This window comes from Sinomonas atrocyanea (genome assembly GCF_030812675.1).
GTDB classification, from domain to species: domain Bacteria; phylum Actinomycetota; class Actinomycetes; order Actinomycetales; family Micrococcaceae; genus Sinomonas; species Sinomonas atrocyanea_B.
In genome coordinates this window covers 70187-83063 of record NZ_JAUSTE010000008.1, presented here as the reverse complement: position 1 = coordinate 83063, position 12877 = coordinate 70187, and the positions used below count along the sequence as shown (strand labels likewise).

General features: G+C 73.7%; 12 protein-coding genes. 4 read left to right on the top strand and 8 right to left on the bottom strand.

What is annotated here, in order from left to right:
* Window positions 1–27: 27 nt before the first annotated feature.
* From J2W20_RS12245 to disA, 3 genes are all read left to right on the top strand, one after another.
* Window positions 28–1179 carry an FUSC family protein gene (locus J2W20_RS12245; protein ID WP_307006912.1) on the top strand — a complete coding sequence of 384 codons (1152 nt, stop codon included), beginning with the start codon at window positions 28–30 and terminating at the stop codon, window positions 1177–1179.
* 52 nt (window positions 1180–1231) lie between these two features.
* A complete protein-coding gene (gene radA / locus J2W20_RS12240) occupies window positions 1232–2629 on the top strand; it encodes a DNA repair protein RadA (protein ID WP_307006911.1) in 1398 nt (465 codons plus the stop codon).
* A gap of 162 nt (window positions 2630–2791) precedes the next feature.
* Window positions 2792–3868 carry a DNA integrity scanning diadenylate cyclase DisA gene (gene disA / locus J2W20_RS12235; RefSeq protein WP_307006910.1) on the top strand — a complete coding sequence of 359 codons (1077 nt, stop codon included), beginning with the start codon at window positions 2792–2794 and terminating at the stop codon, window positions 3866–3868.
* Window positions 3869–3872: 4 nt separating this feature from the next.
* On the opposite strand, the gene J2W20_RS12230 is transcribed toward disA, so the two are convergent.
* Window positions 3873–4583, bottom strand: coding sequence for a hypothetical protein (locus J2W20_RS12230; RefSeq protein WP_307006909.1), 711 nt, complete (start codon window positions 4581–4583; stop codon window positions 3873–3875).
* A gap of 201 nt (window positions 4584–4784) precedes the next feature.
* On the opposite strand from J2W20_RS12230, the gene J2W20_RS12225 reads away from it, so the two are divergent.
* Entirely contained in the window at window positions 4785–5720 is a 936-nt protein-coding gene (locus J2W20_RS12225) for an A/G-specific adenine glycosylase (RefSeq protein ID WP_307007060.1), read from the top strand.
* Window positions 5721–5728: 8 nt separating this feature from the next.
* On the opposite strand, the gene J2W20_RS12220 is transcribed toward J2W20_RS12225, so the two are convergent.
* The 7 genes from J2W20_RS12220 to J2W20_RS12190 form a co-directional block, all read right to left on the bottom strand.
* On the bottom strand, window positions 5729–6277 hold the full coding sequence (locus tag J2W20_RS12220; protein WP_307006908.1) for an amino-acid N-acetyltransferase: 549 nt from the start codon (window positions 6275–6277) through the stop codon (window positions 5729–5731).
* A gap of 78 nt (window positions 6278–6355) precedes the next feature.
* Window positions 6356–8458: a S9 family peptidase gene (locus tag J2W20_RS12215; RefSeq protein WP_307007059.1), complete on the bottom strand. Its 2103-nt coding sequence runs from the start codon at window positions 8456–8458 to the stop codon at window positions 6356–6358.
* A 108-nt stretch (window positions 8459–8566) separates the two neighbouring features.
* Window positions 8567–9241 carry a dihydroxyacetone kinase phosphoryl donor subunit DhaM gene (dhaM, locus tag J2W20_RS12210; protein ID WP_307006907.1) on the bottom strand — a complete coding sequence of 225 codons (675 nt, stop codon included), beginning with the start codon at window positions 9239–9241 and terminating at the stop codon, window positions 8567–8569.
* Window positions 9238–9873 (bottom strand): dihydroxyacetone kinase subunit DhaL, encoded by a 636-nt coding sequence (dhaL, locus tag J2W20_RS12205; protein WP_307006905.1) that lies wholly within the window; start codon window positions 9871–9873, stop codon window positions 9238–9240. The genes dhaM and dhaL overlap by 4 nt, the downstream gene beginning before the upstream one ends.
* Entirely contained in the window at window positions 9873–10874 is a 1002-nt protein-coding gene (gene dhaK, locus J2W20_RS12200; protein WP_307006904.1) for a dihydroxyacetone kinase subunit DhaK, read from the bottom strand. Before dhaK ends, dhaL begins: the two co-directional genes overlap by 1 nt.
* Before the next feature lie 151 nt (window positions 10875–11025).
* A complete protein-coding gene (locus J2W20_RS12195) occupies window positions 11026–11274 on the bottom strand; it encodes a hypothetical protein (RefSeq protein WP_307006903.1) in 249 nt (82 codons plus the stop codon).
* A 100-nt stretch (window positions 11275–11374) separates the two neighbouring features.
* Complete coding sequence (locus tag J2W20_RS12190) at window positions 11375–12706, bottom strand: FAD-binding oxidoreductase (RefSeq protein ID WP_307006901.1); 1332 nt, start codon at window positions 12704–12706, stop codon at window positions 11375–11377.
* Between the last annotated feature and the right edge of the window lie 171 nt (window positions 12707–12877).

The window sequence follows — 12877 nt, the reverse complement described above, 5'->3', positions numbered from 1 at the left end:
ACCGGGCGCTCCCTAGACTGGGCGACTATGGAGACGAAGGCCTCCCCGGCGGTGGCGGGAGCGTGGTCGACCGCGCGCGACTACCTCAAGGACCTGCAGTCCTCGGGCGTCGTGCGGGTGCGCCGGTCCCTCATGCCCGCGATCGCCATGACGCTCGGGGCGGTGCTGGCCTACTTCATCGCCGAGTACGGGCTCGGGCACACTGCCCCGATCTTCGCTGCGACGTCCGCGCTCGTCTCGCTCGGCTTCGGCCGTGACCTCACGGTGCGGAAGGTGCTCGAGGTGGCGGTAGGCTGCACGCTCGGCATCGCGGTGGGCGACCTGCTCATGCACCTGCTGGGCGCGGGGCTCTGGCAGGCCGGGATCATCCTGTTCATCTCGATCCTCCTCGCCCGGTTCATCGACCGCGGGGTCATCCTGGCCACCCAGCTCGGCGTCCAGTCGCTCTTCGTCGTGCTGCTGCCCCCGGCGAGCGGCGGCCCGTTCACGCGCAGCCTCGACGCGATCGTCGGCGGCCTCATGGCGCTGGCCATCACCGCCCTCTTCCCCCGGGACCCCAGGGTGCAGCCCCGACGGGACCTGCGCGAGCTCGTGGACACGTTCTCCACCATGCTGCGCGAGTGCGCCGGAGCCCTTGCCGAGGCCGACTCGACCCAGGCCTGGCACGCCCTCGTCCGGGGCCGGGGCTCCCAAGGCAAGGTCGATGCGATCCGTGCGAGCCTCGTGACGTCCTCGGAGGTCACGAGGCTCGCCCCCGCCTACCGCCGCCACCGGGCAGAGCTGGAGGAGATCGAGACGGCGGTCGAGTACCTCGACCTCGCCCTGCGCAACGGACGGGTGGTGGCACGCCGCCTCGCCTCGGTCATCAACAACGCGGCGCTCGCCCAGGGAGCGGCCGAGAGCATCGCCCAGCTCCTCGAGAACACCGCCGACGCCCTCGAGGACATGGCCCGGGGCCTCATCGCCGAGCGCCACGAGGAGCGCAGTGCGCAGATGCGCTCGGCCCGGCTGGCGCTGACCGAGATCGCGGCCCGCACGCACCCCCGCGAGCTGCGGGTCGAGCGGCTCGAGGGCGAGGCCCTCGTGATCCTGCTGCGGCCCATGATCATCGACCTCCTCGAGGCCACCGGCTACGACCGCCAGGAGGCGGTCGCGCTCCTGCCGAGGCTCGAGGGCTAGCTCGGGCGACCCCGGCGCGAGAAGTGTCGGCACCCTGGAATAGCCTTGGCCCATGGCGACCAAGACCTCTACGCGCACGGCGGCACGCTCCGGGAAGGCACCTGGCTACCGCTGCGCCGAGTGCGGATGGACCACCGCCAAATGGGTAGGCCGGTGCGGCGAGTGCCAGGCGTGGGGCACCGTGGAGGAGGTCGGCGGGGTCGTGGCGCGCACGACGGCGGCGGCGACCGTCCTCGAGGCGGCGCGGCCGATCGCCGAGGTCGACGCGACGGACGCTGCCTTCCTGCCTACCGGGGTCGGAGAGCTGGACCGCGTGCTCGGCGGGGGCCTCGTCCCGGGCGCGGTGATCCTGCTCGCCGGCGAGCCCGGGGTCGGCAAGTCCACGCTCCTGCTCGACGTCGCGGCCAAGGTGGCCGGCGGCGGAAAGGACGTCCTCTACGTCACCGGCGAGGAGTCCGCCGCCCAGGTCAAGCTGCGGGCCGAGCGGATCGACGCGGTGGCGCCCCGGCTGTTCCTCGCCGCCGAGACCGACCTCTCCCAGGCCCTCGGGCACGTGGAGAAGGTCTCGCCCCAGCTGCTCGTCGTGGACTCGGTGCAGACGCTCTCGAGCCCCGAGGTGGACGGAAGCGCGGGCGGAGTCTCGCAGGTACGCGAGGTCACCGCCTCGATCATCGCCGCGGCGAAGCGCCGCAACATGACCACCCTCCTCGTCGGGCACGTCACGAAGGACGGATCGATTGCCGGCCCGCGGCTGCTCGAGCACCTCGTCGACGTGGTCTGCCAGTTCGAGGGCGAGCGCCATTCGCGCCTCAGGCTGCTGCGCGCGGTCAAGAACCGGTACGGCCCCACGGACGAGGTGGGCTGCTTCGACCTCGCCGAGAACGGGATCATGAGCGTCTCAGACCCCTCCGGGCTGTTCGTCTCCCGCACCAAGGACCCCGTCTCCGGCACGTGCATCACCGTCACCCTCGAGGGCCGGCGGCCGCTGCTCGCGGAGGTGCAGTCGCTGCTCGCCGAATCGGCCACGTCCCAGCCGCGGCGCGCCACGAGCGGACTGGACTCCTCCCGCGTCTCCATGCTCCTGGCGGTGCTGCAGCAGCGCGCGGGCTGCCTCCTGCACAAGGACGACACCTACGTGGCCACCGTGGGCGGCGTGCGGCTGAGCGAGCCGGCCACTGACCTCGCCGTCGCGCTCGCTGTCGCGTCCGCGAAGACCCGCACGGCGCTCCCCCAGCGGCTCATCGCGTTCGGCGAGGTGGGCCTCGCGGGCGAGGTCCGCCCGGTCCCGGGGATCGGACGGCGCATCCAGGAGGCGCATCGCCTCGGATTCACCCACGCCGTGGTGCCGGCGAGCCCGAACGGGCCCGGCGAGGTGCCGCCCGGCTTCCGGGTGAAGGAGGTCAGCCACGTCGCCGAGGCCCTCGAGCTCCTCATCCCCGGCGCCGAGTAGCCGCCCAGCAGCCACCGAGGAGCAGCCGGGCCGGCGTAGGGGCCCGGGTCGTGCCCGAATCGTTGCCTTCCGTGCCCGGACAACCGGCTCGGCCCGCGACACGCGCGGATACCATGGGAACCGTGCGCCGCGCCACGCGCGGCGCAGGAAAGGGAAACACTCATGGCTCGGACCCCCGAGGACGTGCTCAAAGCCACCTTGGCCCGGGTCGCACCCGGAACCGGCCTCCGCGACGGCCTCGAGCGCATCCTGCGGGGCCGCACGGGTGCGCTGATCGTCCTCGGCTATGACCGGACGGTCGAGTCGCTGTGCTCGGGCGGCTTCGAGATCGGCATCGAGTTCTCGCCCACGAGGCTGCGCGAGCTGGCCAAGATGGACGGCGCGATCGTCTGCGACCGGGACGCCCGCACCATCGTCAAGGCCGCCGTGCACCTCGTCCCCGACTCCTCGATCGAGACCCACGAATCGGGCACCCGCCACCGCACCGCCGAGCGCGTCGCGAAGCAGACGGGCCTGCCGGTCATCTCGGTGAGCCAGTCCATGCAGATCATCGCCCTGTACGTGCAGGGCATCCGGCACGTGATCGAGAACTCCGAGCGGGTCCTCGCACGGGCGAACCAGGCCCTCGCAACCCTCGAGCGCTACCGGGCGCGCCTCGACCAGGTCACCCACTCGCTGTCTGCGCTCGAGATCGAGGCCATGGTCACGGTGCGGGACGTCGCCCAGACGCTCCAGCGCCAGGTCATGGTCCAGCGCATCTCGGAGGAGATCGCCCAGTACGTCCTCGAGCTCGGCGATGACGGCCGCCTCCTGGCGCTCCAGCTCGAGGAGCTGACCACGGGGCTAGGGCCCGGCGCCGACGTCGTGATCCGCGACTACGCCGGGGACGGTGTGCCGCTCGAGACGATCGACGCCGCCGCCGCGGCCCTGACCCAGCTGACGAGCGTGGACCTGATCGACCTCAACAAGATCGCGGGCATCCTCGGCTATGCGGGCGGCACCGAGACCCTCGATGCCGTGGTCCAGCCGCGCGGCTACCGCCTCATCTCCGGGCTGAAGTCCGTGCCTCGCGCGGTCTCGGACCGCCTCGTGGACCACTTCGGCGGCCTGCAGAACCTCATGGCGGCCACCATCGAGGACCTCATGACGGTGGACGGCATCGGCGAGCAGCGTGCCCGCACCGTCCGGGAGGGCCTCTCGCGGATGGCGGAGGCCAGCCTTCTCGACCGCTTCCTCTGAGCGGCTACTTGAGCTCGAACACGGCCTTGGAGCTCGTGACAGGGCCGAGCGAGGCCGTCAGCACGTAGACGCCCGGCTTCGGCTCCCCGGTCACGGCCTTGCAGCCCTCCGTGCTCCGCACCCGCTGCCAGGGGAAGTTGGCCGTCTCGGAGCCGCCGGCGGGGATCGTCTTGATCAGGTCCTGCACGTCCGCCTGGCAGTCCTTCGACGAGAAGATGCGGTCCGCGCCGCTGACCACGAGGAACTCCATCTGGGTAGTGCCCACGTTGACGCCGCACGGGACGGTGTTCCCGTTGGTCACCTTGAGGGTGAAGACCGGCTTGTCGGCGGGGGCGTAGCTCGCCTTGTCCGTGGCCGCCGAGACGGTGATGAGGTGCGGGTCGCAAGCCGGTGTGGCGCTCGGGCTCGGGGTCGCGGAACTCTGGGAGGCGGACGCGGAGGGGCTGGCCGTGGCCGACGCCGTCTGGCTGGCTCCGGCTGCGTCCGTCGCGGGAGCACTCGCGCTGGCCGCGGGCTGCGCCGCGTCGGGCCCGGGTCCCCCCGCGCTCGAGCTCACGGCGGCCACGGCCGCCCAGATGCCCCCGCCGAGGACGATCAGGATGAGGGCCATGAGGACACCCACGGCGATGCGCCGGCGCCGGTACACCTCGGGGCTCTGGCGCCGCGACCCCCGTTGTGTGCGCATGCGTGCCCTGTCATTGCCCTGCCCTGCCATGCTCCTAGGCTACGGAGCAATCGGCGGCCAGCTCCGCCCGGCGCGCCGCGGGCCGCTACAGTGGGACGCACCCCTCACCGCCCGGACCGCCACGAGGCGTCCGCGTCCCGAAAGGCCCCCGTGACCGCTCCAGCCGCGACCCGCCGTCGTGCGCCCGGATCCGCCGAGACCGCATCCGCCAAGACCGGGGCGCTCGAGCGCCTGCACACCGAGCTCGCCGACTGGTTCTCGCGCGAGGCGCGCGACCTGCCGTGGCGCGCAGCCGACCGCAGCCCCTGGGGGGTGCTCGTGAGCGAGGTCATGCTCCAGCAGACCCCCGTGGTCCGGGTCCTGCCCGTCTGGCGCGAGTGGATGGAGCGGTGGCCGGACCCGGCGGACCTCGCGGCCGAGCCCGCCGGCGAGGCGGTCCGCGCCTGGGGGCGCCTGGGGTATCCCCGCCGCGCGCTGAGGCTGCACGCGGCAGCGGCGGTGATCGTGGCCGAGCACGGCGGGGAGCTGCCCGACACCGAGGAGGCGCTGCGCACCCTGCCCGGGGTGGGTTCCTACACCGCGGCGGCGGTCGCTGCGTTCGCCTTCGGGCGCCGGGCCACGGTGGTGGACACGAACATCCGGCGGGTGCACGCCCGGCTCCTGGGCGGCGAGGCGCTGCCCGCCCCGGCGCTCACGGCGGCCGAGCAGCGCCGGGCCGCCGCGCTGCTGCCCGAGGACACGGCCCTCTCCGTCGTCTGGAACGCGGCGGCCATGGAGCTCGGCGCAGTGGTGTGCACGGCCCGCTCGCCCCGATGCTCCGCCTGCCCCGTCGCCGCCGAGTGCGCCTGGCGCGCCGCAGGCGAGCCGCCGCCCACCTACACACCCCGCGGGCAGGCCTGGCACGGCACAGACCGGCAGGTGCGCGGGGCGGTCATGGCGGTGCTCCGCGCCGCCGAGCATCCGGTGCCCCGCGCCCTGTTCGAGCCGCCCGTGCCGGGCCCTCCCGCAGGGGCTGCTGCAGGGGCCTCCGGGGGCGGGGCAGTCACGGCCGCGCTGGGCAGGCTGCACTCCCTGGGGACGGGGCCGGACCAGCTCGAGCGGGCCCTGGCGGGGCTGCTCGCCGACGGGCTCGCAGTCGAGGAGCACGGGCGGCTGCGCCTGCCCTGACCGGAGGACTACTCGCGGGCGCGCCCGTGCAGCCAGCGGATCATGCGCGTGTTCCCGAGGGTGTTGGGCTTGACCCGGGCGAGGTCGAGGAACTCGGCGACGCCCTCGTCGTGCGAGCGGAGCAGCTCGGAGTACACCTCGGGGTCCACGCCGGACTGGTCGGCCATGACCTCGAAGCCGTGCCGCTCGAAGAAGCCCACTTCGAAGGTGAGGCAGAAGACCCGCTGCACCCCGACGTCGTGCGCCTCCTGCAGCAGCTGCTCCACGAGGGCGTGCCCCACACCCCGGCCCCGCCATGTGTCTGCGGCGGCGAGGGTGCGGATCTCGGCGAGGTCCTCCCACATGACGTGGAGGGCGCCGCAGCCCACCAGCTCGCCGTCCGGCGCCTCCGCGACCCGGAACTCCTGGATGGCCTCGTAGTACGCCACGGACTCCTTGGAGATGAGGATCCGCCGCTCGGCCAGCGGGGCAACAAGTCGCTTGATCGCCGCGACGTCTCCCGTTCGCGCCCGCCTCAGGGTGAACGGTTGGGCAGGGGCGGCGGCGGTCTCGGTCATGGATTCCATCCTAGTTCGGGCGCCCGGCGCCGCCCGGCGCGCGCGGGGTGGCCCCACGCCCGCCGGGCGGCCGCACCCCTAGAGCCCGAGCTCCTTCGGCAGGTCCCGGGACTCGCCGAGCACGTGCTCGGCGAGGAAGGCGGAGACCACGCCGTACCAGACCTTCGCGTGCTGGGGCTGCAGGATCCAGTGGTTCTCGTCGGGGAAGTACAGGAACCGGTGTGGGGTCCTGCCCTCGTCGTCGGCGGCGAGCTGCGAGGCCGAGAGGAGTTCCCACCACAGGCGCAGGCCCTCGCCGATCGGCACGCGGTAGTCCTTGTCGCCGTGGATGACGAGCATGGGCGTGCGGATCTCGCAGACCGAGTGGTGCGGAGAGTGGGCCTGCATCATCGCCTCGTCCATCTCCTTGGCCCAGTACAGGGCCATGTCGGTCGTCGGGCCGAAGGCGTCGAGGGCCCACAGGCTCGCATGCGTCACGATCGCGCGGAAGCGGTCCGTGTGGCCGGCGACCCAGTTGGCCATGTACCCGCCGAAGGAGCCGCCCATCGCCGCCGTGCGGTCGGGGTCGAGGTCGCCGCGCTCCAGGGCGGCGTCGGTGACGGCCATGAGGTCCGTGAACGGCTCCGCGCCCCACCGGCCCCAGCCGCGGTCGATGAAGTGCTGGCCGTAGCCGGTGGACAGGGCCGGGTCGGGCAGCAGCACGGCGTAGCCCTGTGCCGCGAGGAGCCAGGGGTTCCAGCGCCAGGTCCAGGCATTCCAGGAGCCGATCGGGCCCCCGTGGATCCACAGGAGGAGGGGGTGCTTCCCACCCTCGCGGGACTTGGCGGGGAGGGCGAGCCAGGCGCGCAGGGGGGTCCCGTCCTCGGCCGTTGCGGTGACCTCCTCGAGGCGGCCGGGGAGCTGGGGCCGGTCGACGGGGTTGCCCAGGCGCGTGGTCTCGCCGGTGGCGAGGTCGATCCGGACGGCCTCGGGCGGGAAGAGGTAGGAGCTGCGCAGGGCGTACGCGGTCGCCCCGTCCGGGGAGACGAGGACGTCGGTGTAGGCGGCGTCGTCGCGCGTCACGGCGGTCGCCTCACCGATGGCGGGGTCGAGGCGGAACACGGGTGAGCGGCCGGAGTCGTCCGCGGTGACGAGCAGCGCGGAGCCGTCCGGCAGCCACGCCTCGGGGTGAGGCATGCGGTCCCACTCCGGCGCGAGCCGGCGCAGCTGCCCCGTCTCGACGTCGAGGAGGTGCAGCTCGCTGCGGTAGGCGCTGGTCGGCGTCGTATGCGGCTCGACGACCACGGCGACGGTGCGACCGTCGGGGCTCACCGGGCCGGCGATGTAGTCCATGCGGTCCTCGGACAGGAGCGTGCGGCGGGCGCCGGAGGCGACGTCGATCGCGATGAGCTCGCTGCGGAGGTCGCCCTTCGCGAGGGGCTTGGCGACGGAGGCGTAGATGGTGCGGCCGTCGGGGCTCGCGTGCGCCTCGCCGAAGCGGAGGGCGGGGCCGATGTCCGCCGTGAGGTTGCGGAGCTCGAGCGCGGGCTCGGCGTCCACCGTGGCCGGCTTGCCGGGCTCGGGCTCGGCCGTCGAGCGCTCGACGGCGAACAGCCGCGGCTGGGCGGGGCCGAGGTCGGAGTCCCAGAAGCGCACCGGGTAGGAGGAATGCAGGATGGCCGCGACCTTGGCCTCCTTGCGGCCCTTGCGGCGCGCCTCGTCGTCGGCCTCGTCGGTGCTCCCGGCCAGCACGGAGGCCTGGAGGAACGTCGCGTCGGCCTTCTGGGCCGTGATGACGCGTTCGACGCCGCCCGCGCGGCTGAGCACGACCCTCGCCTCCCCGCCGGCGTGCGGCAGGAGCCAGAGCGCGTTGACGGGCTCGTCGTCGGGCTTGTCCGGGTCGGGACGGGCCGAGGTGAAGTAGAGGTCGCCGTTCGCCGCGAAGGCGGCCCCGGCCTCGCCCTTGGCGCTGCGGGTGATGCGGCGTGCGGGGGCCTCGCCGGCGGGGTCGATCTCCCACAGCGCGGAGCCGTACTCGGTGCCCTTGCCGTTCAGCGTCGCGACGGCGGTGACGAGCCGCGTGCCGTCGGGGTTCAGGGCGAGCCCGGAGAGGCGGGGCATGGCCACGTAGTGGTCCAGGTCGTGGAACGGCGTCTCGGGCCGGGTGGCGGGCTCTGCGGACGCGGGCGTGGTGCCGGCCATGGTGGCGGCGGTCTCGGCAGTCATGACTCCGATTCAACCCGCGATGTGGCGTGAAGCACAGGGGCGTTCACTCTTGGTGAAACAGTCCTTTCACAACCCGTGGGGGCCTCAGTGCTCGCCGAAGCCGGCCTCGACCTGCTCCCGCACGAAGGCGAGCGCCTCCGCGGCCTCTGGCCCGGACGTCTCGACCACGAGCTGCTCACCCTGGCCCGCGCCGAGCGCCATGAGCGCCATGACGGACTGGCCGTCGACGCCGTTGACGGTCACCGCCGCGTCGAAGGCCGAGAGCCGGCCGGCCAGGACCGCTGCGGGGCGGGCGTGGAGGCCCAGCGGGTTCTTCAGGGTCAGGACGGCGGACTCGGTGGGCTCCGCGAGCTCGGGGGCCTCCTCGGCCTCGGCGCCGCGGACGGCCTCCTCCGCGGCGCGGGCCACGCCGTCCAGGCCCGCGCCGGCCTTCGACGCCACGGCGGCCGCGACCGCGCCCTCCACGAGGGCCGCGTCGGCGATCCGGACCTTCGAGCGCTGGTCCGGCTCGAGGAATTCGAGCACCGACTCGGCCGTCATCACTGCGGAGCCGAGGTCCGTCAGGACCACGACCCCCTCCCCCGTGTCGGCGGCCCCGATGCCGTCCATGACCTTCTCGAACGAGGTGCCCACCCCGCCGTCGTCCGTCCCGCCCGCCGCGACGAGGGGCACCCCGGCGGCCATCTGGGCGGCGACCTCGACCACGCCCTCGGCGAGGCGCGCGCTGTGCGAGACGATGAGCAGTCCGACCGGCGTCACGCCATGTCCCCGCTCGTGGCGGCGGTGACCGCGGCGCGCAGGATGTACGCGCTCGAGACGGCCCCGGGGTCGAGGTGGCCGGCGCTGCGCTCGCCCAGATAGCTGGCCCGGCCCTTGCGGGCCACGAGGGGCTTGGTGGCCTGCGCGCCGGCCTCGGCGGCGTCCGCGGCGGCGGACAGGGCGGCCAGGCCGTCGCCGGCGTCGCGGGCGGCCTCGGCGGCCGGGGTCCAGGCGTCAACCATGGTCTTGTCCCCCGACTCGGCCTTGCCGCGGGCCACGATCCCGTCCCTGCCGGCGGTGAGCATCGCCGCGACGGCCGCCCCGTCGAGGGCGTCCGCGCCGCTGACGGCCGTCGAGGCGCGCAGGTACGCGGTGCCGTAGAGCGGACCGGCGGCGCCGCCGACCTTGCTCATGAGCATCATCGCGGCCAGCTTGAGCGCGGCGCTGACCGAGTCGGGCGTCTCCCCGTCGAGCTTGGCCACGATGGCCCTGAAGCCCCGGTCCATGTTCTCTCCGTGGTCCCCGTCCCCGATCGCGCGGTCCAGGTCGATCAGTTCCTCGCGGTGCTCGGCGACGACCCGGGCGCTCTCGCGCAGCCACCGCTCGGCCCAGGCCGCGTCCAGTGCCGGCATCAGGCCCCCCACCGGAGGGCGGGCGTGTGCACGGGCGCGTCCCACAGCTCGGTGAGCTCGTCGTCGAGCCGCAGGACGGTCACGGAGCAGCCCTGCATCTCGAGCGAGGTGATGTAGTTGCCCACGAGGCTCCGCTCGACCGTGATGCCGCGGTCGGCGAGCAGCTGCGCGGCCCGGCGGTACACGATGTACAGCTCGGACAGCGGCGTCCCGCCCATGCCGTTGACGAACAGCAGCGCCTTCTCGCCCGAGCCGATCCCGAGGTCCTCGACGACGGGGGTCAGCAGGTGCTCCGTGAGCGCGTCCGCGGGCTCGAGGCCCACGCGGTGGCGTCCCGGCTCGCCGTGGATGCCGATCCCGATCTCGATCTCGTCCTCGGCCAGCTCGAAGCTCGGCTTGCCCGCGTGGGGGACGGTGCACGGGGTGAGCGCGAGCCCCATCGAGCGCACGTTCGCCACGACCCGGTTGCCCACGGCCTCGACGGCGTCGAGCGAGTCCCCGCGCTCGGCCGCGGCGCCGGCGATCTTCTCCACGAGGACCGTGCCGGCCACGCCGCGCCGCCCCGCGGTGTAGAGGGAGTCCTCGACCGCCACGTCGTCGTTGACGAGCACGGTGCGGACCTCGATGCCCTCTGCCGCGCACATCTCGCCCGCGGTCTCGAAGTTGAGGACGTCGCCGGTGTAGTTCTTCACGATGTGCACGACGCCGGCCCCGCCGTCCGCGGCCTGGGTCGCCGGGATGATCGCATCCGGGGTGGGCGAGGTGAAGACGGCGCCGGGGACGGCGGCGTCGAGCATCCCGCGGCCCACATAGCCGCCGTGGAGCGGCTCGTGGCCGCTGCCGCCGCCGGAGACCAGCCCGACCTTGCCCTGCACCGCGCCGCCGGCCCGGCTGATGAAGATCGGGTCGGCGTGGACGGCGACGAGGTCAGCGTGGGCCAGGCCGAAGCCCTCCACCGATTCGTCGACCACCTTCTGTGGATCGTTGATGAGCTTCTTCATGGCGCGCTCCTTCGCACGGTCTCGCACGGTGTCCCGGGTGTGCTTCGGAGCGTACCGCCCCCCGGCGTGCTTTGGACAGGGCGCACGACGGCGCCCCCGCACCTTGGGTGCGGGGGCACCGCCCGTGCGTGCCGCTCGGGCGAGGGAAGGATCAGCCCGGGCTCTCGGCCTGGCCCGGGCGGAGGCTCTCGCCGGTGACCGGATCCTGCTGCTCTCCGGCCCGTTCCTCGGCGGGGGCCTCGCGCCCCTGACCGCCCTCCTGGGTCGGACTGCCCTGCTGACTGGGCTTCTCCTGCCCGCCGGCCCGCTGCCCCAGCTCCTGCTCGGGCGTCGGCTCGCCGTATCCGCCGCCCTCGCCGGTCTCCGTGGTCTCCGGGTTCTCCGGGTTCTGGCTGCTCATCGAGTCCTCCTCTGGCCCTCGCGCATGACTTCCGGACGCCCGGACAGTGCCCCCTCGCGGCGTGGGCCAAACACACCGGAGGGAGTCGGCCGCCGCGAGTTCAGCGGGCGAACAGGCACGCCGGGTCGAGCTCCTCGCGGGCGGCCGCGAGCCGGTCCGCGACCTCGGCGGACCAGGCCGGCGCGAGGTCGCTGCGGTCGCCGAGGAAGTTCCTCGGGCAGTGGCCGTTGCCGAAGGGCGCAACGCCGGCGAGGACCTCGGCGATGGCACCAGGAACCGCATCGGCGACCGGCGGCGCGAGGACTCCCACTGCGTGCATCGCGTAGGCGAGGCCGTGCGCCGACGCCGTGCGCGCGTCGTCGGACGCCATCGCACCGCCGAGGAGCCGGATGTCGACGAGCGGGAGGAGGCACCCGGCGTCGGGCCCCGCGAGGGCGAGGACGGCCCGGATGGTCCGGTCGTCGAGGTCCACGAGGCCCGCCCCGCCCGTGAGGAACGGCATCGGCTGGTCGGGGTCGGAGTAGACGCGGTCCACCTCCGTGTAGGGCAGGTCCGCGACGAAGTCGAGCAGCACCGGGGCGGCGGCACGCAGGGGAGCGAGGGCACGCTCGCCGCCGCGGCCCACGTGGGCGAAGGCGACGTGCACCGTGAGCCTGCCCGCGAGCTCCGGCGGCACGCCCGGCGCGTCCGGGGCCCGGAGGAAGCGGAGGGCAGCGTTGGAGGCATCGGTGAGCCTGGGTGCCCAGGCCGCGAAGGCCCGCAGCACGGCCTCCGCGTGCCGGCCTTCGAAGACGAGCTCCCCGCCGTGGACGAGGGCCACGGGGTAGAGGCGGAAGGTCATGCCGGTGACGACGGCGAGTCCCTGGCCGCCGCCGCACAGGAGCCCGAAGAGCTCTGGTTCGCGCACCGGGCTCACGGTGCGCGCATCGCCGTCGAGGGTGACGATGTCGAGGCTGAGGACCGAGTCCGCAGCGAAGCCGTACGTGCGGCCCAGGACGGGGAGGCCGCCGCCCAGGGTGTAGCCGACGACGCCCACGTCCGAGCTTGAACCGTTGAGAGGGGCGAGGCCGTGCTCGGCTGCGGCGTCGATGACCTCGCGCCAGCGGGCGCCGGCCCCGACGGTGGCGGTCCGTGCCGCGGGGTCGACCGAGACCGAGCGCAGGCGCTTGGTGCTCACGAGCACGCCGCCGGCAATCCCGCGCTCTGCCCCATGGCCTGTGGCCTGGACGGCCAGCTTCACCGAGTTCAGCGAGGCCCACCGCACGGCGGCGACCACGTCCGCGGCGTCGGCGGCCGCGACCACGACGTCCGGCCGGTGCGCCACCGCCGTGTTGAAGGCGGAGGCCTCCTCGGCGTAGCGCGGATCGCGCGGGTCGAGCACCTCGCCGCGCACGAGGTCCTGCAGGGTGATGAATTCGAGCTGGATGGTCATGATGTCTCTCTGGTGGAAATCGTCAGCGATGGTTTCCGAGACCAGGAAAGACGTTACGTGCGGGACCGGAGTTTGTCTAGCGATTGGATTTATTCGATCGCGCGACTATCCTCGCGGACGGGTGCCACCGGAGACGCGGAACGGCCCCCCACCTCGAGGAGGTGGGGGGCC

What these genes read in the sequence shown, in the direction of transcription:
- J2W20_RS12230 (WP_307006909.1), bottom strand. Translation starts at nt 4,583, where the DNA reads ATGGCAGGGCAGGGCAATGACAGGGCACGCATGCGCACACAACGGGGG.
- disA (WP_307006910.1), top strand. Translation starts at nt 2,792, where the DNA reads ATGGCTCGGACCCCCGAGGACGTGCTCAAAGCCACCTTGGCCCGGGTC.
- radA (WP_307006911.1), top strand. Translation starts at nt 1,232, where the DNA reads ATGGCGACCAAGACCTCTACGCGCACGGCGGCACGCTCCGGGAAGGCA.
- dhaL (WP_307006905.1), bottom strand. Translation starts at nt 9,873, where the DNA reads ATGCCGGCACTGGACGCGGCCTGGGCCGAGCGGTGGCTGCGCGAGAGC.
- J2W20_RS12245 (WP_307006912.1), top strand. Translation starts at nt 28, where the DNA reads ATGGAGACGAAGGCCTCCCCGGCGGTGGCGGGAGCGTGGTCGACCGCG.
- dhaK (WP_307006904.1), bottom strand. Translation starts at nt 10,874, where the DNA reads ATGAAGAAGCTCATCAACGATCCACAGAAGGTGGTCGACGAATCGGTG.
- J2W20_RS12195 (WP_307006903.1), bottom strand. Translation starts at nt 11,274, where the DNA reads ATGAGCAGCCAGAACCCGGAGAACCCGGAGACCACGGAGACCGGCGAG.
- J2W20_RS12220 (WP_307006908.1), bottom strand. Translation starts at nt 6,277, where the DNA reads ATGACCGAGACCGCCGCCGCCCCTGCCCAACCGTTCACCCTGAGGCGG.
- J2W20_RS12190 (WP_307006901.1), bottom strand. Translation starts at nt 12,706, where the DNA reads ATGACCATCCAGCTCGAATTCATCACCCTGCAGGACCTCGTGCGCGGC.
- J2W20_RS12215 (WP_307007059.1), bottom strand. Translation starts at nt 8,458, where the DNA reads ATGGCCGGCACCACGCCCGCGTCCGCAGAGCCCGCCACCCGGCCCGAG.